Origin of the sequence: Agrobacterium sp. CCNWLW155, assembly GCF_036888815.1 — a bacterium.
GTDB classification, from domain to species: Bacteria; Pseudomonadota; Alphaproteobacteria; order Rhizobiales; family Rhizobiaceae; genus Agrobacterium; species Agrobacterium radiobacter.
In genome coordinates this window covers 1-24,293 of sequence record NZ_JBAKFW010000024.1, presented here as the reverse complement: position 1 = coordinate 24,293, position 24,293 = coordinate 1, and the positions used below count along the sequence as shown (strand labels likewise).

19 protein-coding genes and 1 pseudogene are annotated in these 24,293 nt (G+C 55.5%); 7 read left to right on the top strand and 13 right to left on the bottom strand.

Translation table 11 applies throughout. The annotated features are described in order from the left end of the window. The first annotated feature begins 114 nt into the window (after window positions 1-114). Window positions 115-2,475 carry a hypothetical protein gene (locus V6S97_RS27725; protein WP_334428283.1) on the top strand — a complete coding sequence of 787 codons (2,361 nt, stop codon included), beginning with the start codon at window positions 115-117 and terminating at the stop codon, window positions 2,473-2,475. A gap of 1,001 nt (window positions 2,476-3,476) precedes the next feature. On the opposite strand, the gene V6S97_RS27720 is transcribed toward V6S97_RS27725, so the two are convergent. Continuing rightward, on the bottom strand, window positions 3,477-5,651 hold the full coding sequence (locus V6S97_RS27720; RefSeq protein WP_334428282.1) for a putative bifunctional diguanylate cyclase/phosphodiesterase: 2,175 nt from the start codon (window positions 5,649-5,651) through the stop codon (window positions 3,477-3,479). A 449-nt stretch (window positions 5,652-6,100) separates the two neighbouring features. On the opposite strand from V6S97_RS27720, the gene V6S97_RS27715 reads away from it, so the two are divergent. Then, complete coding sequence (locus tag V6S97_RS27715) at window positions 6,101-6,292, top strand: hypothetical protein (protein ID WP_104680351.1); 192 nt, start codon at window positions 6,101-6,103, stop codon at window positions 6,290-6,292. Window positions 6,293-6,914: 622 nt separating this feature from the next. Here the strand turns inward: V6S97_RS27715 and V6S97_RS27710 are convergent. The 4 genes from V6S97_RS27710 to repA form a co-directional block, all read right to left on the bottom strand. Beyond that, complete coding sequence (locus V6S97_RS27710; protein ID WP_137006379.1) at window positions 6,915-7,280, bottom strand: transposase; 366 nt, start codon at window positions 7,278-7,280, stop codon at window positions 6,915-6,917. An 83-nt stretch (window positions 7,281-7,363) separates the two neighbouring features. Then, complete coding sequence (gene repC, locus V6S97_RS27705) at window positions 7,364-8,617, bottom strand: plasmid replication protein RepC (protein ID WP_334428281.1); 1,254 nt, start codon at window positions 8,615-8,617, stop codon at window positions 7,364-7,366. 193 nt (window positions 8,618-8,810) lie between these two features. Beyond that, window positions 8,811-9,812 carry a plasmid partitioning protein RepB gene (gene repB / locus V6S97_RS27700; protein ID WP_334428280.1) on the bottom strand — a complete coding sequence of 334 codons (1,002 nt, stop codon included), beginning with the start codon at window positions 9,810-9,812 and terminating at the stop codon, window positions 8,811-8,813. Next, a complete protein-coding gene (gene repA, locus V6S97_RS27695) occupies window positions 9,809-11,014 on the bottom strand; it encodes a plasmid partitioning protein RepA (RefSeq protein WP_423748620.1) in 1,206 nt (401 codons plus the stop codon). Before repA ends, repB begins: the two co-directional genes overlap by 4 nt. 857 nt (window positions 11,015-11,871) lie before the next feature. Between repA and V6S97_RS27690 the strand changes: the two genes are divergently transcribed. Beyond that, window positions 11,872-12,609, top strand: coding sequence for a GGDEF domain-containing protein (locus V6S97_RS27690; RefSeq protein ID WP_334428279.1), 738 nt, complete (start codon window positions 11,872-11,874; stop codon window positions 12,607-12,609). 72 nt (window positions 12,610-12,681) lie between these two features. On the opposite strand, the gene V6S97_RS27685 is transcribed toward V6S97_RS27690, so the two are convergent. The 5 genes from V6S97_RS27685 to V6S97_RS27665 form a co-directional block, all read right to left on the bottom strand. Then, a complete protein-coding gene (locus V6S97_RS27685; protein WP_334428278.1) occupies window positions 12,682-13,191 on the bottom strand; it encodes a DUF305 domain-containing protein in 510 nt (169 codons plus the stop codon). 100 nt (window positions 13,192-13,291) lie between these two features. Further along, the gene (locus V6S97_RS27680) at window positions 13,292-14,458 is read right to left on the bottom strand and encodes a site-specific integrase (RefSeq protein WP_334428277.1); all 1,167 of its coding nucleotides are present in this window, start codon (window positions 14,456-14,458) and stop codon (window positions 13,292-13,294) included. Next, complete coding sequence (locus V6S97_RS27675) at window positions 14,448-14,867, bottom strand: type II toxin-antitoxin system VapC family toxin (protein ID WP_104680508.1); 420 nt, start codon at window positions 14,865-14,867, stop codon at window positions 14,448-14,450. Before V6S97_RS27675 ends, V6S97_RS27680 begins: the two co-directional genes overlap by 11 nt. Beyond that, window positions 14,867-15,109, bottom strand: a complete 243-nt coding sequence (locus V6S97_RS27670; protein ID WP_041365241.1) for a type II toxin-antitoxin system Phd/YefM family antitoxin — start codon at window positions 15,107-15,109, stop codon at window positions 14,867-14,869. Before V6S97_RS27670 ends, V6S97_RS27675 begins: the two co-directional genes overlap by 1 nt. Window positions 15,110-15,704: 595 nt before the next feature. Continuing rightward, a complete protein-coding gene (locus tag V6S97_RS27665; RefSeq protein ID WP_334428276.1) occupies window positions 15,705-16,448 on the bottom strand; it encodes a hypothetical protein in 744 nt (247 codons plus the stop codon). A 258-nt stretch (window positions 16,449-16,706) separates the two neighbouring features. Here V6S97_RS27665 and V6S97_RS27660 point away from each other — a divergent pair. Both V6S97_RS27660 and V6S97_RS27655 read left to right on the top strand, forming a co-directional pair. After that, a pseudogene (locus tag V6S97_RS27660) lies at window positions 16,707-17,249 on the top strand (RHE_PE00001 family protein); the annotation flags it as partial. Window positions 17,250-17,365: 116 nt separating this feature from the next. Then, complete coding sequence (locus V6S97_RS27655; RefSeq protein WP_334428274.1) at window positions 17,366-18,736, top strand: hypothetical protein; 1,371 nt, start codon at window positions 17,366-17,368, stop codon at window positions 18,734-18,736. Here the strand turns inward: V6S97_RS27655 and V6S97_RS27650 are convergent. Then, complete coding sequence (locus V6S97_RS27650; RefSeq protein ID WP_334428272.1) at window positions 18,733-19,425, bottom strand: DUF7002 family protein; 693 nt, start codon at window positions 19,423-19,425, stop codon at window positions 18,733-18,735. The two genes, V6S97_RS27655 and V6S97_RS27650, sit on opposite strands and share 4 nt — an antisense overlap. After that, window positions 19,425-21,023 carry an adenylosuccinate synthetase gene (locus V6S97_RS27645; protein ID WP_334428270.1) on the bottom strand — a complete coding sequence of 533 codons (1,599 nt, stop codon included), beginning with the start codon at window positions 21,021-21,023 and terminating at the stop codon, window positions 19,425-19,427. Before V6S97_RS27645 ends, V6S97_RS27650 begins: the two co-directional genes overlap by 1 nt. Before the next feature lie 76 nt (window positions 21,024-21,099). Between V6S97_RS27645 and V6S97_RS27640 the strand changes: the two genes are divergently transcribed. Next, window positions 21,100-21,681, top strand: coding sequence for a hypothetical protein (locus V6S97_RS27640; protein WP_334428269.1), 582 nt, complete (start codon window positions 21,100-21,102; stop codon window positions 21,679-21,681). Between the two features lie 176 nt (window positions 21,682-21,857). Here the strand turns inward: V6S97_RS27640 and V6S97_RS27635 are convergent, their stop codons facing one another. Beyond that, window positions 21,858-23,357, bottom strand: coding sequence for a metallophosphoesterase family protein (locus V6S97_RS27635; protein ID WP_334428268.1), 1,500 nt, complete (start codon window positions 23,355-23,357; stop codon window positions 21,858-21,860). 512 nt (window positions 23,358-23,869) lie between these two features. Here V6S97_RS27635 and V6S97_RS27630 point away from each other — a divergent pair. Continuing rightward, window positions 23,870-24,094 (top strand): hypothetical protein, encoded by a 225-nt coding sequence (locus V6S97_RS27630; protein WP_334428267.1) that lies wholly within the window; start codon window positions 23,870-23,872, stop codon window positions 24,092-24,094. Window positions 24,095-24,293: the final 199 nt, after the last annotated feature.

Sequence of the window (24,293 nt, the reverse complement as noted above, 5' to 3'; positions counted from 1 at the left end):
CGACAACTTTCTTGGGTCATAGGGTCGTCCTTATGAACTTTACGGTTTCTTAACCGTCTGCCCCTAATTCCGCACGCCCTCGGCCTGAGGCCCCGAGAGCATATGGGATGACACATGCCAAACGAAGACCCTTCCAAACGCCATTTCCAGAAAAAGATCTCGACCTACTGCGACGTCCGCATTGTTCCCGTCGCGCCGAATTGGGTGGTGGACAACGTCCGCCCCTACCTTCTGGCGCTAATCACATTTCGAACGACGCCGGCTCTTGCAAACAACCGCTATGACTGGCGGCAGATCGCACACGATTGCGGGATCGATGAAGCGCTGACGACAGCGTTGAAGAAGCAACTGCGACCAGCACTGGATGCGATCATGCGCTGGCTGAAGGAGCCGCCTGTAGAAGACGACGCCAAGAAAGGTAAAAGACCGCAAGCGAGGCCCAAAGCTCGTGCCACGAACAAGTTTGCCCCCTCCCCGATGGACCAGCATCACGGAGTTGAAGAGGTCGGCAGTTCCCGTTCAATTGGCCGCCCCGGCCCTAAACCGAGGCCAGTTTCTGACAAACCAGAACCATTGTTCGAGACGAACGAAGACCCGAGTTCATTCGCCGATGCACTCGCCTATCAGATGCGTCGCTTTGGCGAGAGTTACTGGCAACTCCATAGAGCGGTCGTTCGGATAGACGAATCTTTTAATGCGAAAACCTTGCTGTCGTGGATAGAGGGCCAGCGTGTACCTCGCTCGGTCGCAAGCTTCGACATTCTCGGCCGCATTGAGCGCAGATACGGCCTGCCGAACGGCTACTTCAAGGCGAAACTGCCACATCAGTCCAGGTCGTTACATGGCCACGATCTGGAAGACATCAGCCCGGCAGAGCGGCGCCGGCTTGCCTGGCATCTTCCCGACGACTTCGGCAGCCTGCCTTTTTCGAAGCGCGAAAAGATCCTGGAATGGGTCCGGCGCGTCATTATCTCGGGGTCGACCGATTTCAGGCGTTTCCAGGCCGCAGCAACGAAGCAGCGCTACGCAATCCGGTTCCCTGGGATCACATATGGCGGGAGTGCACTTACTCCTCGACTAGCGGCTTCTAGCTGGCTGCGAGATGGGGACGAAAACGGGCGTTCGACCGAGGCGCTTGAGGATCCAGATCTGCTCTCCGGTGTCGTCGATGCACCCCCTCGGCTTGCGATGGAGATGGCAAATCTCATCCGCTTCAAAACGTCGACTCTCACCGAAATCGGCTTCCGCAGGAATGGCGTCTGGAATGAGGAGACAGCCAGCCAGAAAATCGAACATCTCGGCCTGATGTTTGGGGCACTTGCGGCATCCCCGAACGGGGTTGTCAAAGGCCGAGGCGTGCCCCTCAGTCAACTTACCTTCGGCCTCCTGATCTTCCCGGGCGTGTGGGATTGGTATTTGCAGTGGCGTGAGCGCCGTCGCGGCTTCTTTACTAAATGGGAAGACGACATGCTGATGGTGGCCATGGCCCTTACTCGCGCTGAAGTCGGCTGGATTCGCCAACATCCCGAACTCCTGCGCAATGTGAAGCCGATCGAAGGACTGATCACGACAGACGAGATCGCGTCTGCTCGCCGAGACTGGCACGGTGCATGCGAAGAATTCCACCGCCATGCCGCCAACCGTTCAAAAGAAATCCAGCGGGTGATGCGGGTCCACCGCGATCCATTCGAGCCGATCATGTGCGTGCTGGAAGCGGAGAGCCCGCTCGCTGAATACCGGAAGATCACCGAGGAGATCTTGAAGCGGATGCCCGACGAGCACCGCTACCCGAGAGCGGCCGCTGAGGCCGTCCGTTCGTTCCTTATGCTAAGGCTTGGCTTACATCTCGGCCTCAGGCAGAAAAACCTTCGGCAACTGCTGGTCTGCCCACGCGGACAGTTCCCCACGGCGGAGCGCCGGCTAGAAGACATGAAATGCGGTGAACTGCGCTGGAACGAACGCGAGCGTGGGTGGGAAGTCTTCATCCCATCCAACGCTTTCAAGAACTCGGGCTCCTCCTTTTTCGGGCAGAAGCCGTTTCGCCTGGTACTGCCGGATCTTCTTGATCTTTACACCTATCTCAACGCCTATATCGAACGGCATCGGAAGGTGCTCTTGGGTCGCGCACCCGATCCCGGCACGCTGTTCGTCAAGACAGTTAAGACGACCAGCATCGACGCCGCTTACAATCAGACGACGTTTTACGAGGCCTGGCGGTTGGTGATCCAGCGCTATGGCATCTACAACCCGTATACCGGCCGCGGAGCCATCAAGGGGCTCCTTCCTCATGGTCCTCACAATGTCAGAGACGTGCTCGCCACTCACATCTTGAAGCAGACCGGATCCTACGAGCAGGCAAGCTATGCGATACAGGATACGCCTGACGTCGTGCAGCAGCACTACGGGCGCTTTCTGCCGCAGGACAAAGCAGCATTGGCGGCGCGGATCCTCAATCAGGTGTGGGAGGCCGCATAGTGTGATGGCTTAGCCCCTCAGCTCATTGCAGGCATGAATGCAAAATGTCGGCGTCATTCGGGCGCACTGCCGTCGTCTCGCCTTGATAGGAATCGAACCTTCGACAAGAATAGTGGAATCCAATGAAAACAGTGGATTCTTGGTTTTTGGTGCATCGTTGCAGCTGTGAATTGTCTAGGCTACGGGGCGGCCGTAGCCTCTGGGAACGTCCAGCTTCAATTAAGAATTTGCGCTTTCGGACGGTACGGCAAGGACAAATCGTTGACGCTCTATCTTGGTCATGCTTCACCCGGCAAGGACAAGGAGGCGAACTGGCCTTTGCGTTTGGGCCGCTCAGACTCTCGGTTTCCCTCATTGGACAGTTGCGGTTTTCGCCACTCTTGGCGGCCTTTTGGGCGTATTCTTGCGACCGATAATTTCCAGTCTGACAGAGAATATCCCACCTTCCAGCCACAGGTGACGTACCGTCGCGGCGTCTTTCGATCGAGACCGAGCGCCGGCTCTCTTGGAGCCGTCACTCAAGCTTTCAGATCTCCCGACAAGCGACACCCGGACAAACGATACAGTCTTTGAAGGTTCAATTCGGGGGCAAGAGCTTCCTTTGGCAGGAGTAAATCAGCTGCGGAAGCGTCGTGCCGAGGTGCAACATACGAAACGCTGCCATGCATGCTGAACGCTTCGCGCAATATCGAAAGCTTATGTTCTGTCGATCATCGCCGCTGTCGCTCGCCACCCGTCAGGATCTCAATCTTTGCCATTCCTGCCCTGTTACGCCAATTATGCACCCGCCCAAAACCGGCTCAACGGACGCTCACAACTATTTTGTATACGGTGGCTGATACCGTGCTTAAGAATGACTGGAGAGCCAGAGAGAGATTTCGCATGACCCTTCAAACGGATTGGAATAGAACAAGGGGGAATTGCGGTGATCACGCCCCCCTGGCCGTACGACCGTGTATCGTCTAGCACCGCATTCGATGACGCTGGACTCAGCCGACGAATCAGCCCTGCTTGGTGTTAAGGCAGACTATCGGCAGAAGCGCCGTAACTTCTGCTCGGGCTATTGGGCGCGACATCAGAAACCCTTGGATGTTATCGCAGCCCAACGATTTCAGTGCATCTCTCTGCTGGTTGGTTTCAACCCCTTCGGCCGTTGTCTGTAGCCCGTTGGCACGCGCCATCTTGATGATCGCTTCGACAATTGCCCTGTTCCGGCCCTCACCCATCCCGGCGATAAACGACTTGTCGATCTTGAGCCTGTCGACAGTCACGTTCTGAACCCTTGAGAACGAAGAGTACCCGGTGCCAAAATCGTCGATTGCAAACCTAACCCCTGCCACTCTCAGCATCGCGATGTTTCGCTCGGTCTCCTCCTCACCATTGATGGCCAAGCTCTCTGTTATCTCGATTTCCAATCGAGCCGGTTCGATCCCCCATTTTGCCAGGGTAGAAAGAACCCGCAGTGGGTAGCCAGCGGAAGCGAGTTCGGAGGCGGATGCATTCACGGCGACACTGATTGAAGGCAACCCGGCAATCAGACTGCAGGCGTCCTCCAAGACATGATCGCCAATCTTGTTGATCACGCCGATCTCCTCTGCAAGCGGGATAAACATATCCGGAGCGATAGAGCCTAGCTCCGGGTGTTTCCACCGCGCCAGTGCCTCGACCGAGCAAGGTTGCGAGCTGTCAGCACCGTAGACCGGCTGATAGACAACCTCAATCTGCGTCCCCGTTGACAACGCATCGCGAAGGTCGTGCTCCAGTTTTCGGCGGGTGCGCAGAAGTTCGTCCATATGATCGCCAAATAACGCATATGTATTCCGCCCCGCTGCTTTTGCATGATAAAGCGCGATATCCGCCTGCCTCGTCAGCTCGACAGGATCCGCGTTCACACCTGTTGCGATCGCCGCACCGACGCTCGCGCCAATGGAGCCATATACCCCGTCGATCTCAAAAGGCTCGCGCAGGCACGTGACAATTTTGTCTGCGACGGCGGCGACCTCGTCGGCGTTCGTCCTCTCGAGCAAGACGTTGAACTCGTCGCCTCCGATCCGTCCGATCAAAGCGCCCGGGAGAATTTCCCTCATTCTCGCAGCAACGAGAGAAATCAGCCTGTCACCGGTTGGATGTCCGTATGTGTCGTTGACCGCTTTGAACCGGTCTAGGTCAATGAAGAGCACGCTGAATACGTCATCAGGCAATGCTTGCCTCAGCCGCCACGCGAGCTCACTATTAAAATAAGCCCTGTTTGCGAGGCCCGTCAAAGTGTCGCGAAGCGCCAAATGTTGAAGCTCCCGGCGATTAGAATTCAGCTTGACCGAGCGTCTCCAGATTGCATCTCCAGCCAGGCTTGCGGCGATGAATATGCCAGTGACAGCAAGTCCGATGACGGGGAGCGTTGCCTGCAAAACCCTTCTTCCCGGCTCAAATGGATGCCAGTTAAAGTACCCTATCACCTTTCCGGACTTCGAGGTGAGAGCGATATGGGAGTGGCGCTTGTCGCGTGGCATCTCCGTTGTGAACTGCATCTCAGCGAACTGGTATTCGTTACCTATTTCAGACGGGAAGTCTCGATCCAGAAACCGTACCGCGACATGCTGGTTTTCTTCGCCCGCCTGCTGTTCGATCTCGCCTGTGTCAGACAGAATAGGTTTGACACTGACCACCGCAGGTCGGCGTCCTACGTAGGTCAGATCACTCTCGCCGATTGAGAGGACCTTGTCCGAGATGCCTTCCTGGTCTCCAGCGACAAGCCGTTCACGCAGCCGTTTTGCAAGTGGACTATAGGCCTGACGAAGGTCCTCAGGTGACACCCCGATGGATGATTTTGCTAGATACTGGTAAATCGGCAGCCCATCTGGCAATAAAACGACAGCGGCATCATGCCCGAAGTAGGTGTTCATCCAGCGGCCGAGGTTCACGTCAAGCCAATCGTGATCATCATCCTTGGTTTTGATGACCGCGTCATCCCACACCGTGGCGCTCTCTTGATCATGAGCGACGGAAGACTGAATTTTGGCTACGATCACGGTGGCGAGATCCTTCTGCCGCCCTGCGGCAACCTCGTCGGTTTTGGCTGCAGACCAGTAGAGAGTGCCGAGTAGCATCGCTCCGACCAATAGCGACACACTTGCGGGAAGAACCCATTTCAAGAACCATTGTGACTGCTTAACCATGCGCCATCTGCCTTTTCGTTGGGACATAACCTACAGCATCTGGGTTAAGCCTGAAGGAATGGACACGGTTAATGATTATATCTCATTCGCTACGAATTCATCCGATGCCCTGACGTGCGATGAGCGACACGATTGCAGTCCGGTTCACGCTCGTGGTGAGGGGCGGTGCGGACCCGCAGCATTCTTCTCCTTTCGGGGATAGGCGTCCAACAGGAGTATAAGTACAGGGGCTGGCAGCTGCCAAATCCGAACCAATCTGCTAACGTAGCCAACCAGCCTAAACTGAATCGAACTGCGGCCCGACTCCAAGGGATTGATCTTTTGTGCGAGCACCTGATATCCGATTTGCAGGTCAACAATTCCCGCACTGTCGGCCCGTTCCAGCCCGAACTTCTAGTGGGTTACAGTCCCGCCCCAATCGGAGAGCGGGCCATTTGGGGAGATAGGAAATGCCGGAACTCATCTCAAAAGAAGATGCACGTCTGTGCGCCAGTATCGTGGAGGAGGTCGCCCATGCGCAAGGTTTCGTCCGGGAGCCAGCGGCAATTGGGAGGCTAACGGTATCAGTGGCCAAACTTTACCATAAAGGCCTTCGTGATCGCGACCAGCTTCTTGCTGCTGCAATGCTGCTGCCAAAGTGATGAAAAGTTAAAGGAGGAAACCCATTAGTGGCAGTATTCTCAATCCTTGCCAGTTAACGTAGGGGTTGCCGGGGCTTGCAGTATCAGGCTGTTAACGCGGATCACATATTCTGTAGAGTGTCCGCTGCCCGCAGCAGCTACTGAAGCCGCGCTAGACGGTTATCCGTCAGTCCGAGAAAGACCCATGTTCGGTATTGTCTATCTTATAGTTGTGACTGTCGCTTTGATCGTAGCGATGGCTTCAGGTGCCGTGGTCAGTCTCCTGCTGGCCCTTGCAGCCTCCGTGGCGGGAGCCTTATTTGCTGCGTGTCTGCGATGGCCAGAGCCGATGATTTGGTTAGCGCAGCTGGCCGCCCCCGTCCTTCTGCTGATTGGGTTGACGGCGGCGCGGCTCTTCGACCGTCTAGGCAGACAAGCTAACTTTCGCCACCGCCGACGGTCAGCGGAAAATTTTTGGCCAGACGCATAATCAATTTGAGCAAGAGACGAAGTAGCGTCGCCTTGGACGGATATGAAACGATGTCCCGCGCTCGTCCAAACACGCCATTGTATTCAAACGCTTATTATAGGGAACCACCCGCCTTGAGCTACGCCTCCGGCCCAAGAGGGGACATCCCGTCCGTCAGCGCGCCGGAATGACGTGGCGCTGCGCCCTGGCGACGGTCGCCGGCACGCGCACACCCATGACGATCTCCACCGGTGAACTTGCAACAGCTTCGACGCGCGCGAAACTAACTCTTTCAGTAGCCTCTTTCGAAAGGGGCACCACCGATCCCGAGGCCAATGCCTTGTGACGCCAGCCGTAAAGCTGCGAGGGATCTAGCCCCTCAGCGCGGGCGATCGCTGATACATTCACCCCCGGCAGCATTGTCTCAGCAATCAGCCGAGCCTTCTCAGCATCCGGCCAATCTCGTGGCGTGCGCCTCGTCCGTATTGGTGTCGCCGTCAGAACCTCAAAGGCACGAGCCTGATTCACACTGTCGCTCATAGGTTTCTCCGCATGATTCATGCCGAAAATGAGCCATTTTACGCCGCCCCGCTACGTGGGGTCGCCTGCGCGCTTACCGTCATTCAGGATATGCCTGCCTTGGACCTCAGGAGGGCTGAGACCATGGGTTTGATTGTGAATTGCCGTTGCGTGGCTCGCTTGGTGAGATCGCGCAGGTAGGCACCTGCAGAGTTGATCTGCCCTCCCCTTTCGAAGATACAGGCAATGGCGGTACCAGCGTTTTCGGGGCCCATGACGAGGCAAGCTTCATGGAAAGCCGATGGAGTGATCTGAAGCATGGATCGCAGGACGGCAGTCGCAGTCATGAGGTCCCGCCAGGATCGGACCGATCCGCCGGGGCCATAGGGGTGAATTTCAGCGCATGCGCGCAGCACAGTGTCCAGCGGGACCGCCGGTTTAGCGGATTCGATCGGATTCCCCGGATCGTTGCTGGCTGATCGGTATTTCTCTTTCGTTGCTTTAGTGGTTGCCGGCGAACTGCCGATTCTGGTTGCTGGTGCTTCTTCGTTTGCTTCAGATTCATAGAAGGATTGTGTTTGTGAATCCTGTATGTGGCGCTCATTTTGGGACTCTTTGGCGTGCATATTTTGCGTTTTATCGTGGTTGTCCAGGAGTTTGACGATTATCGTACGAAGCTCGCTCAAGCGATTTAACAATACATCGAGTTCATCGAGCGAAGGCCGTCGGGGCAACGACGCAAGAAAGCTGCGAAAACGGTCGTGAAGCTGCACCCATTCACCTTTAACGCCTTCGGCCAAGGCCATCTGGATTAGCTTAGATATGTCGCGCCGGCAGAGACTGATCCGCTCCTTTGTTGCATGGAAATATTCCCGATCAGCGGTTATTTTCGCTGCGGTGTTCTCGATCTCCTTTGCGCGCGCGAGCAGCGGAGTCAGATTGAAGCCGAAAGCCTCATTGATCTCCCCTGCCCTGTTCCGGCGGGCAAAGCGTTTTCCGTTGGCGCTGTCTTTTCGAAGGATAAGACCGGCATCGACCAGCGCGGCCAGATGGCGTCTCAGGGTTGCTGCAGTCATCCCTCTTGCCCGGATTGAGAGCTGGGCGTTCGACGGAAAGACGACGAGGTCGTTCGTCGCACAGAGCTCGTCTGACGGATAGAACGACAATAGAGCATCGAGGACCGACAGCGATCGGTCAGATACTTTTAACACTTCTCGAGCTTCGCAGACAGCTCTGAAGAGTCTCCATTTATTTCTTTTGGTCTCTGCTGGTACCTCGCTGATTTGTCGTTGCCGTGCCAACAAGGCAAACGTCATCGAGCGCCGCCCAAAAGGCGTCGTCACATGTCCACTGTCCATTTCTTCACCTTTCATAAGGCAAAAGAAATTCGCTCACCAAAAACGGTGCCAAAACTCTTGACTGTGATTCGTGGAAATGCGATTCTCGATCTTGCTTAAGGACTTGAGGAAGGCTTCCACGACGGGAACGTTTTGGTGGCCTTTTTCTTTGCGCTATTGCTCCTTTGGCCTAAATTAATTGCTTTGCCAGACCTTACTTAACGCGGTCCGATTGGTGATCGTACTCGCGCACGAGCTCAGGTATCCGTTCCGCCAACCATCGGGCGAACGCATCTTCCTTTTTCGGGATGGTGATGGTGGTACCCGAAGATGAGCGTTTCATGCGGCCGAAAAGTCGCTCGCCGACCGCAAAATTGATCGCTTCGACTGACCCGTCGGGCTCCGTAAAGGTGATGCCGCTGGCGCTGTCGATTGCCATACTGATCCGGCCGGCTCCATCTCTTGACTGAAAGTCCGTAGTGTCAAGAATTTTGCGAACAGAAGCGATCTTGCTGTGGTCTTTCAGAAGCTCGGAAAGAGCGGTCCATTTCGGACGGCCGACGGATTTGGCCCGACCAATAGCAAAGATAATGTCAGTCGGAATTACCGACGTGACCCGAAACAACTGTGATACTGCGGCTTCCGACAGAGCCAGCACTGGACAAATCTGACGATGAGAGAAACCGGCTTCCTTTAATTGAACTGCCCACATCGCCTGCTCTATCCAGGTAAGGTTTTCACGGGGACCATTTTCAACCGCTTGTTCTTCGATGAGTTGCCGGTCCGTAAGATTGCGGACATGCGCTCTTATCTTAACCGTTTCCGGTCGCTCGGCTTCTGCCATCAAGGACTTTATGGCTGCCAGCCGGCGGTGGCCGTAGGCCAACTGGTAATGGTCAGGTTTGGTTGGATGCGGCCGAACGAGAACGGGGATTTTCTGTCCTTCAGACGCGATGGAAACCCTTAAGGCCTCAAGTTCCGCTTCGGCTTCCTCATCATTGTTGAACCGGTCCCGATAGGGCGATCGATCGATTTTAGCCGGATCTATTGAAAGGATGCTATCCTCACCAAGGTGGGTAAGGGACTTTCCGATGTTGGCTATAACAGGCGATGAATGCCGTCTCGACAGAATTGGCTTTTCGACCACGTCGGGCTCAATTGTTTCGGTACGGTTGCCGGCCTCCTCGGCCATACGCTGAAGGATGCTCTTTTTCATGGGCTGCGTCCCCAGATTTTGTGAGCGAGTGCCAAGATCTCGAAGTTCACTCGATCGGCGCTTTCGAGCGCGCGTTTGAGTGCCTCCCTGCCCACCTCCCCTGTCTCCAACTCGTAAAGGGATTTCTTAGCCACGGCGGCCCCAGCAATAGCGGTCGACTCCAGGGCTTCTGCGACGAGAACGTCATCACCGAATAGTCGCCGCATAACGCCGCCCATGTATTTTTGCGGGCCATCGTTTGGATTCACGCGCGTGAGCAGAAATCGGAAGAAGTCGTGTTCGAACTTGGCCCCGAACTGTGCGAGTACCTCGGACAGATCCGAGATCATGATCAGAAATTGATTGCAGGACGCAACATCGAGCATGGCCGGATGTACGGTGATGATGAGCGAGGTCGCAGCATACAGTGCGGCGAGGGTGGAGTAGCCCAGTGAGGGGGGTGTGTCGAGAATGACAAAATCATACAGGTCATCGATGCTTGCTATAGCGGTATTGATCCGCTCAAAGAAAAGACCAAGCTCGTCACGAGATTTCGAAGTCAGATAGGTAGGCGTGTCGAACTCAAAGTCCATGAGTTCGAGGTTGCCGGGAACAAGATCAACGCCGGGGAAGTAGGTTGGTCGGATGATATCCCGAAAGGACCTCCGCTCGTTATCGTACCGGATCGCAGCGTAGGCCGTCTCGTTGTCATTAAGATCGAATTCCGGTTGGATTCCGAACAACGCGGTCATTGAGGCTTGCGGATCAAGGTCGATACACAGAACCCTATAGCCTTGCAGACCAAGAAAATGTGCGAGATGAATGGATGTTGTGGTCTTTGAACTTCCGCCCTTGAAGTTTGCAGTGGCAAGGATCTGAAGCTTCTCGCCGTTTCGGCGGTGAGGCACAAGGTGTCCGGCGTCGTCAGGGCGTAGCGAAGCCAGAAACGAGCGTAGTTCCAAAACCTGCTCTACCGTGTAGGTTCGACGGTTGTTCTCCGCTCTGTCGGGAACTGGTCCTTTTCCTTCGATTGTGAGTTGGCGTAGGGTGCTCTCAGGAACGCCGAGGAGCCGAACCAAATCGACGGTGGAGAACGTTTTTGAGAACGTCTTTCGTGCTTCCGGTGGATAAACTGCTTCTCGCATGTCTCGGAGCTCCGCAGAAAGTTTCGACGTGTACACGCCAATTTTCGATGCGGTGTCGCTGGCGCTCTTGGATACCATCTGATGCATCCGGTCCTCTTGACGGTTTAATTCACTTTACGGGGTCGTTTCCGTCATGATTGGCAGACGTCGTCCGATTCCACAAGCCCTTTTTAGTTAATGAAACATTAACGATGCTGGTGGCGCCAACCTCCATATTCGAGTCGTGTGCCGACTTTACAGTTGTTAAGTTCGACGGCCCAACCCCCTTGCGCCGACTCGAACTTTACAGTTGTAAAGATTTCTCTGTGAGACCGGAAAGGTTTCGGGCGCCAGTTTCGATCCGGCGATGATCAGGTGCGTGTCCCGCGGCAACCGTTGATGTCGGGCTGGCTTCTGGTTTCTCGCTTCATTCGTCTTATCGGGGAGGCTATCCGGCGGCCTCTCCTCACGAGGCTCCGCCGCTATCCACCACAATCCAACCTCAGCGCAAACTTGCTTTCACTGTGGCTGGCCCTTCCCCGCCCTACTCTATAGTGGCCGAGGCCTACATGCCACTCACTCGATAGTGTCGGGTGCACCGTAGGCAATGACTACTGTAAGCGGGCGGTCAGCGATCTGAACGCTGTCCTCTGACTGATGGGTGAAATTGTTCATGGGGAGCGCGATGGTCGATCGGCATGGACTTCTCAAGGAATAGCCTCAGTGAGAAGAACATGGCGGGAGCTGGAGTGGTCGTCAGTTGTTCTTGTCAGCTGGGATCTGGAGACGGTGTTTGGGCGTCGGCCTGACTCTCGCGGGCCTTGCGCCATGGAAGATCTTCCCGTGGTAGCGCTTGAAGGGGCCAACCCATCTGGTGGAGCGTCTTTTAGATATAAGATTCAATCATTTTAAAGTCATCTGGCTCATAAGTACCGATATTGCTAGCGGTGGTTTCGATGCGTCGTGTTTTCTATAAGTCTATCTTGACCGGCTTGGTATCAGTGGCAGCCTCCCTGGCGCTTTCGTGCAGCGTCGTACCGTTTCTGGGTGGGCGCGTAGAAGGTGCCGGTCTGCTTATGACAATCTTTTGCCCGTTGGCGATATCGATCCCCGCTTCGGCACTCCATTTTAGGCAGTCGGAAAAAGTGCGGCAGGCGGAAGCCGCGACAAGAGAGGCATTGAAAAGGCTCGCGGATGCCTATGAGACGCTTCGTCTTCAATCACGTACAGACGGTTTGACGGGGGTCCTTGCACGAACGGCGTTCATGGATGATCTTGAGGTTGCAAGTCAGCAGGGTATGTCGGGAACGCTTCTTTTTCTGGACCTAGATCATTTCAAGGCAATCAATGACCGCTATGGCCACGCTGCGGGCGACGAGGCGCTGCGCTGTGTCGGCCGGATCCTCGCTCGCTATCAAACGCAGTCGGACTTTGTTGGACGACTTGGCGGCGAGGAGTTTGGCGTGTTTCAAAGCGGCTTGACGTTCGATGAAATGCTTGGCCGTTGCGAGCAGCTTCGAGAGGAAATCGCGGGGATTATCCTGCATGCGCCATCCGGTTCACGTGTAATGATGTCTGCAAGCATAGGTGCATGTCACTGCCCCATGGGGTTTGATCCATCCGAGTGCCTGAAGGCCGCGGATGAAAACCTCTATCAAGCAAAGGCGCTCGGCAGGAACAGGGTCGTTGGGTAAAGCATCGTGGAAAGGATCTGCGCGCGACATCGGCTGTAAACGCGGAAGCAAAGCGCAACTCTTGGCATTCGCTCACTCCGGCGGCGGTGCGCCTCGCTGGCGGTAGGAGAGAAGATCCGGCGCGGCGTCTGGAACGGGATGCGCTTCCAGATCGGCGATCAGCGATTTCATCTCCGCGATTTCGCGAACCTGAGCTTCGATGATGCCGTCCGCCAGCTTTCGCACCCGTAGATCTCGGATATGGGCGCGTTCGCTGGTCATGATCGCAATCGAATGATGCGGTATCATCGCCTTCATGTAACTGATGTCGTAAACTGTCTCCTGGCTGCGGACCAGCCAGAGCGAACCGGCGAATACAACGACGCTCGCCGCGATGATGGCAGCGTTTGTCGTCTTGTTTTTGTACATCGACCACATGAATAGCATCATGATGATCGCCATGACGGCACCCATTAGCAGCGCCATCCATGTTCGTGTCTGGCTGCAGGTGACGTGATCAAGAGCGTAGGTATTAAGGTACATCAAGCCGAACATCACCACGGTCGAGGTGACGATCATTGCGGCAAAGCGGCCGTAAGACATGGTTGCTCCATTCGAGAAATAAGGCGAACTCGTGCCGGGAATGATCGTTCCAAATCGAGTAGTCCTGGCACCGCCTGCGTTAGGGCCCCTGATCCATCGATCAGACCACGAGCCGGGCGGCGCGTCCCATCTTCCGTTCGGTATTGTTGTAGTAGCCCGACGCCTGGGTGACCGACTTGTGCAGGGACTGCTGCATCGCCTCCGGCAAGGGGACACCGCGGTTGGCCGCCTCGGTCAGATACCCCGAGCGAAGTCCGTGTGCCGAAAACTGCGTCGGATCGAGCCCGGCCTGCCTGATGCGGGTTTTCAGGATAAGGTTGACGGACTGCGGCGTCATCGCCCGCCGATCAAGATTGCCCCACTGGTCGATGCGCCGAAAGACAGGCCCCGCTTCGATCTTTGCCTCTTCGAGCCAATGCTTCAGTGCCGTCACGGGCCTGCCGATCAGCACAACATGTTCATGATCGTCTGACGTGGTGGTCTTGGTGCGGCCGAGATGGATCGTCTGGCAGGGGAGGAGAGGGGAGTGCTCGTCGGCGGGATTGGTGCGGACCGGTTCCTCGTCGACCAGATCCTCGACGCGCAGTCCCGCCACTTCGGAACGGCGTCTGCCGCCGGATGCGAAAGCCATCAGCAGCAGCGCCCGATCGCGCAGATCGACCAGCCGATCGCCCGCGCAGGCCGCAAGCAGTTTGGCAAGGATATCACCGGTGACGGCCTTCTTGCTCTTTCTCTGCCGCGGTCGATTGCTGGCGCGAACCGCCAGCCTGAGTGCGCTTTTCAGCGACGGCGCCGAAAACGATCCGATCTGTCCACGCCAGCGCGTCAGGATCGACCAGCTCGTCAGCCGACGGCGAACGGTCGCCGGCGCATGCGGTCCGGTGCTTCTCAGCAAGCCCTTGAGGCGGAGAGCGATCGCGACGTCCTTGGGCATGCCGTGATCGGCATTGGTTTCCCGCTCGGCCGGATCCCAAAGATGGTGGGCGACGAATTTCAGAAGCAGACTTTCAGGGGCAGGCCAGGGGAGGGGAGTGCCTGTTGCAAGCACGCACCACGCCTCCAGATAGGCGAGATCGGACGCCAGCGCCCGCATGGTGTTGTCGCCCATGCCTTCGCTGGCGAGGTGCTTGAGCGTCGCGACGTCGTCGTCGGTGAGCAACTCGGCGAGCTGGTCTCTGCGATCAAACGGCAAAATCGCGTCTAGCGCATCCAGTTCCTCGGCGCGCTTTAGAACGTCATTGCCTGAAACCGATAGTTCAGTGCTCATGTTCGAGTGGCCCGACCACGGTGATTCCCTCACCGCGGGCGGCGATGGCCATCTTTCGGTCCCCGGTCGCCAGAGGCAGCCCTTGCGTTCTGGCAAGCGCGACATAGCTCGCATCATATGCGGTCAGCGTGTAATGGGCCGCCAGTTCCAGGACCAGGCCGTCTCCGCCCGATCCGGCATCCTCGAGCGGCAGCCCTCGCAACTGTGTCATCAGCAGGATAGGTTCGCCGGGGCGAAGGCGGCCACGCCGTTCGGCCACCAGAAACAGATTGCGTGTCTCGAACCAGAACAGGGCCGGCACGAGACCGGCCGTCGACCGTATCTCCGACATCAGTCGATCGGCTGCGTCGTGTTGTTCGTCGGGAAGAAACCAGGCGGCGGCGATGGAGGCATCGAGAACGAAGGACATCAGTAACGGCGGCCTTCATCGCGCCATTCGCGGATTTCGTCCTGGGTGGTGACGGGCCGGCCGACGCGCTGGGCCTTGATTTCGGCGATCAACGCATCGACGTCGTTGTCGCGGCGTATGCGGGAAAGGCGGGCGACGGGTGTATTACCGCGCGAAATAATCACCTCTTCGCCGGCTTCGACCTTGGCCAGCAGCTCGGACAAATGGGTTTTGGCCTCGGCGACCTTGACGGTAACGGTCATGATGGATGCTCCAGGGTTGAGTCTCTCTGGTCGAGCAGACGGTGGTTTGCACCGTTTTCGACATTCTGCGCGATCATACGGCGATTTCCGCAAGTTGGTCAAGGCCTAACCATATCACTATCGATACTTGAATATTATCGATGGTTAGATGCGTAACATGGTTAACTGCCCGGTAATGAAACTAAAGTCCATATTAGCTTTCTTTTAAGGGTCAGATAATCGAAAATTCAATGGCTTGTTGTCTTAGCAAAGCGCTCACAACGTCGGCCGGGGGCCGGGTTCGGGGCGTATCCGTTGCGGCTGTCGTTTCCCGATTTCTTTGGAAGCTGTACGCTGAAAATCTGCATCGCAGATTTGGTTTGAGGCCTTTCGGGAGGGCGGGCTTATTTGCCATCATCTGCAGCAGGAGGTCGGTTTAGGGCTGCCGGACGAAGGTGTGGATCATATCGCGAGAAAGCACTTGGCGACCTCGGCCGAGGACGCCGAGGTCAAGGCTGCACCAACCGGAAAATATTTCCGGGCAGCCATATTCCGGGAGGTGTGGTCGCTCGCCGGCAGCCATGGCCGCGGGCTTTAGCACGGGGAGGGCAATCTCCTATGATCTTGATGGCCGCACGCCTTTGCTTGTGCAGAGTTCCACGACGATGTGGTCGACCGTGTCAGGGAACGCGATGATTTCGTGTTCGCCTCTGTCCAACAAAAACGCCTTAACATGCTCTTTATTTACGAGTCCGGCCGCGATGGACGCCGGCCGACGATTAAAGCGGGCAAACCGTTGCGCGAACCATTCTGCGACGCCCTTGTCCGTCGTCCATGACAGTCCGAGTGTCCTGCCATCCTCCCTCTCCATCCCGTGCCACACCGGTACCATATCGGGTAATTCGTCGAAGGCGGCCTGTTCCCTGGCGTCGAGCGTCAGCCTGGACGTGGCTTTATTCCAGGTGGCGATCCAAAACTGCTCGTGCTCGTGCACGTTCTCGCTGTCGATCCAGATGGCCTTTATCAGTTGCCAGGTGGCCGGTTGGTCAAAGGGAAGGCCGCCGTCAGACAGGACGCGCTGCAACGCCTCGGCGCGATAGGGGCGCTCATGCAGGACGACATAGCGGGTCCAGTTTTGTTCATGCCAGGACTGCTCCGCTGCTTTTTTACGATGCAGGTACATCATGTTGTCGGCCTTGTGGTGACCGGGCAGCGTCATCACATTGATGATAAGCGGGTGATGCAGCATTTTTCCAACGGGACCGTCCTGGAGATACGGCTGCAGATCCGGATGCAGGGCTTCCGGGCACTGTAGGAAATCCAGCGCGTCGGCGGTCGTCTCCTGTTGATTTTCGTGCATCCAGATTGCTTTTCGCCTCGTTGCGTCTCGATCTTCCAGCAGCGCTGCTGCAGGAAGCGATCATTCCTTGTCAATTTTAATCAAAGCGATGGGAGTTGAAAGATCGTTGACCGATTTTAATCTTCCGGGCTGGCAGAGAGCATGGGAGGCAATAAAGCAGCTCCGTTCCAGATTGAACTGGCTAGATGGTGTTTGCAACCGACATTAAGCCACATGGCTCAGTATATCTGGCTTGATATCGAGCGTCTCGGCGTCTCCGAGAAACGGCTGGATAAATGGCGCACTGTGCTTGCCGCGACTGAGGGCCTGCCGCCGGTATTCGGGCGGTCGTCACCCCTCGATGACTGGAACGAACTGTCCGTCCCTCAGCGCGGGACCTGGCTCGGCCGGTTATTTTTTGCGTCCATCCCGCGCCAAGCCGGCATCACTACGCAAAATCATCTGGATGCCATGAATCTCGGCCTGAAAACCATCTCTGTCGATCGGTGCCGGCATTGCGACTGCTAAACCCGGCTGCTCGCCATCGCCCACGGATTTCTAGCGGCCGCCGAGATCGGCATGAAAGAACATGACCGGCTGGTGCTGGCGCGGCAGATGATGGAACGTAAATTGTCGGGAAGACGAACATCTTCAAAATTGCCGGTGCTGGTCGAATTCGTCATGGCAAAGCCGCTGGTATCGGCCGGGATGGTGGCGAAAACGCTCGACGTCACCCCGCAGGCGGCGCGGCGGATCGTTTTGGAACTCGGCCTCAGGGAGATGACGGGGAGGGGGAGGTTTCGGGCGTGGGGTGTAATTTGACTTCCGAGTCTATCCAACATCAGCTGATCTTATCGGGCGGCGGGATAGAATTGTCGGTTTCAGTATCGCTATTTTTTCGCTAAGAGCAGCCGTCGGTCCAAAAATGGGTAATGGGTATGGCTCTGCATAAGGACGAGGTCCTGAATTCTCTCTCAGCAACGGCGAACGTGGCGCAGTTCGTCGGTTTTCGACCCTCGGCCAAGGGATCCGTGTCTCAGAGTTACTGCCGTGTCGCGGGGTATCCAGCGAATTACCGGTTTGATGGCGTTGAAGATGCGATCACGGCTTTGATGACTGCGAGTTCCGATCGAATGGTGAACGTGAGAAGCTATGAGCCAAACAGTCCGCGGAGCCGTGAGTTTGTCTACGGATTGGATACTGTTGACGCTGTCCTCGAAACCATTGCCCGCCTGTCGAAGGAGAACTTGCACCTGATCGTGAACGAAACGATCGACATCCATGACGGTGGCGTTTCAGGCGTTCTCCAGGGCCAGCTAATCGAGTTTGCGCCTGACGACACTCCGAGGTGCGTCGAGAAGCCTGGTATTGCCTCGCTTCCGATGCATCTAGGAAAGCGCATATTGCATACCGTATACGGTTTCTCTCCCGATCTCAATTTTCCGGCTAACGCGCGGGTGGAGTTCAGTATTCATCCGAAGGTTAGAGGGTATCACCAACGTCACACAATCGTCTGGGAGTTTGAGCCAGATGTGTCGGACTTTCTACCCGCTGCGGTGCACTGGCCGAACCGTTTCAGCCAGCATTTGGGCGATAAAGTTTACGGTCTTCTCGTAGCCGACAGCTTAGGCCTGCCGGTTCCGAAGACTACGGTAATTTCGCGACGGATCGCCCCATTCACTTTTGGCCGTGAGACAGGTTCCGCGGAGGTCTGGACGAGGACATCTCCGCGCGAACCGCAGCCCGGACTTTACACGACGGTCAAAGGTTGGATTGATCCATTTGCGCTCCTTGGGAAAGAGGATCCGGATGGCCAGAATCTACGTTCGGTACTGTGCCAAGCTGCCGTTCGAGCAAAGTTCTCAGGTGCGGCTGTTGCGGGTCCAAGAGGGCACGTCATCATTGAGGGACGGCGGGGTGAGGGCGATCTTTTCATGCTCGGCCATCAAGCCCCCGAACACCTTCCATCATTCGTAGTCGAGAATGTTCAAGCGACATACAAGGTGTTGGCGAACCGGCTTGGTCCGGTTCGCTTTGAATGGGTGCATGACGGAGAAATCGTCTGGATTGTACAGCTTCATTGCGGAGCGACGGGCTCCGAGGCTGATGTGGTCGTTCCCGGGGAGGCCGCATCCTGGATTGAATTCGATGTATCCGAAGGACTTGACGCCCTTCGGAGGGTTCTGATGTCGGTAGGCGATGATCAGGGGCTCATAATAGTTGGGGAAGTGGGGTTGACGAGCCACGTAGCAGATCTGCTTCGGAAAGCGAAGCACCCAGCACGTCTCCAAGCAAAGGCGATCGATTAGGGGTGATCGTCCTCTGTTGACTGCTCGCTTCTCCAGATTTCGTCAAGAATCTTGTCGCCTGCCACTCGATGAACGGCAAGAACATATTTTGTGATGTCAGGGACCGAATGGTCGACGACAAGCTCAACAACGTTGTCTTCCTTTCGCCGGGTCTTTGAGCGTTGTCCGTACGGGAAATCACCGATTCGCTTGAATGTCTGAAGCCCTCTTGGTTGAGGGTTGAACAACGTAGATCCGCTATTCAACGTACTTAGCCAGATCTTATCCCTGTGCGCCGCAATCAACTCAGCTGAATCAATCGTCAAAACCGTTTGTGGCTGGTCCCGATAAGCTTTTGCCTTCAGCAGCCGCCAAATCCGGGAGGCTGATAACCAGAAAAAACTCCGCGAGTTGAGGATCTCGTACCACTCTCTGGGGGTCAGTCCATCCTCCAAGCATCGTGCCAGAAGGTGGTCATGCATTGGCTTTTGATCGCGAATGACCGCACCCGGCAAAGCTTCGTGGAACAAAGCCACAGATTCAGGACGACGTTCGGATTCCAAAGCAAACCGATCTTTTCCCGTGACTTTGTAAAGATCGAGCAATGCGGTTGCGCTCAACAAACCATGCTGCTGTATGGCAGGCCAAGCTCCGTCATGAGCCATGTGATAGAGTCGTGGGTAGTTCGCGACCAATTCATCTTCAGTCATTACCAATTCCTTCGGTCAATTAGTCCGGCACGCCCCCATCCTTTTGAGACAAGGGAGACCGGCATTCCACAAACACGTTCGACATCTTTGATGAAATTCTGTGAGCTTGAGTTCAACTGATCAAAAGTCTCTGCCACTTCGTTATCCGTGCCGAGGTAGTCGACAAAGGTCAAAGCGATATCGGTCGCCCCGTTCCAGTATGTTGAACGTCGGATTTGCTCCCAGTCAAATTCGGCCATTCTGCGCGTCGTGCCAGAAACACTGCCGATTTCGGTTTTACTGATTCGTTCCAGCGGAAGTTCGGACCGACGCGCAATTTCCTCGAAACTTACTTCGACACCCATGGGTCCGGACGTGCCGCCGACTCGAATGGGATATGTTCGCGCAACCACGACTACCTTCCTCAGCCGTGTGTATGGAATGCCCGCATCGGAGAGGCAGCCAGCGGCAGACGTCTCCCGCGAGGTAACGTAGGGATATGTTCCGTGGTGAATACTGAGGTCTGTGCCTTGAGTGCCCTCCAGCATGACCTTCTTGCCGGCCGAAAGAGCACGCTCAATTTTGTCGCGGACGTCACCGATGTATGGCTTTAAATCAGGGACGTCGCGGGCCAACCTCACTTTCGGTAACCATTCCAGAACGCCATCCCGTCCCATGATCTTCCGTGCTGCGGCAAAGCCAACGCCCTGTTTGGTGGACGATATGCCTCCAAGTAACTCCTGCTCTAGGCGAATGTCATCGGGTTCTATGATCATTGCTTGGGCATCAATCAGCAACCCATTTTCTTTAAGCCACGGATGTTCATCCAACTCCTTGAAGAGCCGCTCCAAGGATATGGTGGATCCAGCGGCAATAAAAATTTCGGCGTCCTGATTTGATCCTGTCCCCGACGGGAGTTGGCGATAGGTGTACAACGGATCCTGAACTTTGTGGCCGGCGTTTGGTCCGCCCACTCTCACGAGAACGTCGTATTCATTCGCAAGCAAGGCGCAGATATTGCCCTTACCCTCACTACCCCACTGCCCGCCGACGAAAAGATCAACATACGACAATGAGGTTTCAACGGATAAACGGCCCGCCGCAGCGAAGGTCACGCATGACTTTACGTCAGATTTTTCAGTGGCCACAACAACATCGGCCAATGCTTCGAGACGGTGGACCTGTGCTTCGGTCTGATCCGCCCTTGCCTCCTCGAAGCTGGGCGTCTCGCCCAAGTGCACCAGGCGCTCCTCAAACCGCTTCTTGAGAATATCCTGCGGGGCCGTGAGATGTATGTGATGAACATTATCCCGCCCAAACCGTTCTCTCAGATACTCCACCTGTCCGGGGATCCGGGCCGAATCAATAAGGAGGAATTTCTTGTCCAGAGGTAGAACAGCTTCTGAAGCTGCGTCAGATACCCAAGCTCCACCCGTTTCGCGATCCAACGCTGCTCCAGCCTCTTGGAGCGCTTTCCGCTCATTCGGAACTTGCTTAACTTTAAGGATGTATTTTCGCGTGGAAACCCTTTCGCATGGGTAGCGCCGCATCAACTCATCTGCGAATGCTGTTTTGCCGACGGCAATAGCGCCGGAAAGAACGATTATCTTTTTCAACACTTGCCCCTTCCCGAAGAGTGCATAATTATCACTCATAGGTAGCAGTGTTGAACTGATTCGCTCAAGAGAGATAACGATGACTGCTCAAGTTGCTGTAAAGATGAAATCTGGCCCTAGCATTATGCTTGCTAGTGGTAATTGGTTCGATCTTCTTGATCCTTGGAACAGCGAGTTTTCGATTGAAGACATTGCGCAGGGGTTAGCAAATATTTGTCGATATTCAGGACAGTGCGCGCGTTTTTATTCCGTAGCTGAACACTCGATACATGTTTCCGATACTGTTGACGAATTTAAACTTGAGGCTCTATTGCACGATGCGACGGAGGCGTTTCTTGGGGACATCACTCGTCCGCTGAAGCAGCTACTGCCTCAGTATCAAGAAATAGAGAAGTCAGTCGAAGACGCAATATTTTCACGCTTTGGCTTGGAAAAAAGCTCCAAAACAGTGATCAAGGCTGCGGATTTGAGCGTTCTTGCTGCTGAGCAACGCCAAGTTATGCCTATTGGTACCGATTATTGGACTGAAGGGTCCGGTATACAAAGTGCGAACATCTGCGTTGAGTTCCTCTCGCCGTCGGTAGCACGGGATCGGTTCTTGGCTAAGTTCGCCACGCTAACTAGCGAACTACGGCATCGGGGGTGCCTATTTAATAGATAGTATTCCGGCCCTCGATTGCCGATCCGTGTTGCTGGATCATCGGTCTCGTTGTGACTTTCATTATCAGCTGCGACCGCATGTCTGCGGTTCGCTATTTCTATGCACGAGCGAACCCATGATGCCTCGTGTTCAAGAATGACACATCAAGCAAATGGTGGCGCCTCGGCGCCGGCCGCCTATGTCGATGAGGACGGCATCAACGCTCGGATGCTGAGTCCCCCATCGTACAGCGAGGCGCCTGATTTGCCATCGGGCCGGAGCTCCCGCATGGTTAGCTCCATTTCCTTCTCGGCGAAGCGAAACAAGCAATAAGTATTGCGTTCATCACCGGGGCGGCGGGTAGAAGACACGCCGGTGCTTCCGTTTGATACGACACAGATAGGCGGAGCTGCTAAGGAACCACTCAGGAGGAAATTCTCATACTTCACAACCCTTGGCATATGCTCATGCCCATGGACAGCCAATTGAACTCCCGCTTGTTGAGCAGCATCTAAAATCCTTGGCGCGTCTACCGAGAGGGTAATGCCTTTCTTATTCAGTGTTGCCACATTGGTCACCGGCAGCAAGTGATGGTGAAGAGCCATTAGCTTGAAAGTCGGTCGATCGATTTTCTCGGCGCCGAGTTCTCGGAGCGCGTCGATGCCGCCTTCACCAATGTAGCCGTATTCCGTCCATTCTGTCTGAACGATCGTGCAGGAATTCAATACCGCTATTAGTATGTCGACATGATCGAACTTTAGCCGCCGCACATAGTTAAGCGTTTCCTTATAGCGACGCCCCATTAACTCTTCACAGAATACACGATAATTGAGCTCATGTTCGTATGTTGCTTGATTGCTGACCGACAGCTTGGCAGGGTCAAGGTGCGACGCGTCGGCGGCGCGGACTATGTCATGGTTGCCGGGTACCGCGACGATCTGACTTTGGTCGATACCAAGTGCCGCCGTAAGACTTGCGAACTCCGCAAGTATTTGGCTTCGAGTCTGGTGACTCCAATCTCCACGTGTCGTGAAATCTCCAGTCACCAATATGGCAGCTATATCATTTTGCGCGCCAATACGTGCCAAATCATCAAGGATGCATTGAGTTAGTGTACGTTTAGGGTTGCCAATCGCCGGAACCTCCCCTTGAACGAGAAAGTCGTAATCTGGACCAAAATGGAGATCGGATAGATGCAGTATTGAAGAGCGGCCGACGGTGAAGGTTACATCGGTTACTCGATCTGGCAGCGGGACAGTGCCGTCCAACGGTACCAACGTGTGGTCGCCGAACTTATTTGCGACATCATCGGAGTACTCGCACGGTTTGACATCAACCAGCTTGAACCAACCGAAGATTCGATCCCGCTCCTGCGCGTAATATTTTGGGATCGCTGTCAGCTCGCTGTCGGATAAGGCGCCTTGGCGCCACGTTTCGACCCGCGCAATGTACATGCGTCTCGTCGACCTATCGACGATATACGCGGACGCCGGCTTCAGTATCTCATTAAGGACGTCTAAATGTTCGTCCTCGAACGCCTTTTTCCACCAACCCCACCACACGAAACCAGTACGAGCAATGATGTCGAGGTGGGCTTGGATCGTATCGACTCCCGGCGTGGTATCTCTAAATCTCAAAGCTATTGCTGGTGCTGCCATTCTGCGGCTCTCGAAAAAGGTGGTGCGGGTATCGACCATTCTGCCAATTGCGGATATTCGGACAGAAGGTAGGCCCGCGAAAATTCGGCTCTCACGTAAGCTCGCAAGCTTTCGATCAGGTGAGCGCTATTTCCGACTACCGCTACTTCATTATGCGAGCTCCAAAGGGCAATCTCGCTGCGCCCAGCAGCTCTCCTGCTGACATGCGGCCAGATCCAGCCGTCTGCGCCTTTGACCTGAGCAATACCAGCCGTACCGCTGGTTGGAGGCTGCTCTCGGACAGCGAGTTGATAGTCATTAATGGTGAAGCGCGTCCAACGCGTAGATCTCTGGATCCGAGCCACTGCAGCCTGTTCCCGCTTGACGCTGATTCGGACTAATTCACCGTATCTTGGCACTGATCGAGTATCTATCCCCTTGGCTGTAGCGTTTGCTGCGTCTTCAAACGTTGGCGATATGTATGTGATTGGGATATTTGTCTGCGAAATCTCGGCCCATTCGCCCATCCACCGATCAAGATCGGCGCGTTCCTTTCCTCCCGAAGGTCGAGTGTGGGCGGGCCACAAGCTGACAAGGATTTCGCCGCCAACACCGACGACTCCGGAGGCCCAAGCGATCCACTGCATTGCCTCCGCCGGATACCATGGCGGATCGAGTACCGCGACTGCCTGCTGGACCTTAAGCTGAACCTGCTCAATGTCTGCAATGATATGCTTCTTGACAGCTTGAAAAGGCTGCCGGTCGACCAAAATTGCATCGCGGGCTTCGGCATCTAGGTGCCGTGCGACGGATGGCGTCCCACCAGCAATTACCGTTGCCGATTTCGATATGCCTTCAGTGATCGAATGTACGGTATCGTCCGAATATCGCCAGTCGAAATCAAGAGGATGAGGTGAGGGTTGTCAGTACCGGAGCAATACTCCCCAATAGTGCCGTTTGAATCTTCCCCAGGTGCTGCGTCCGCCGGTCTTTCGG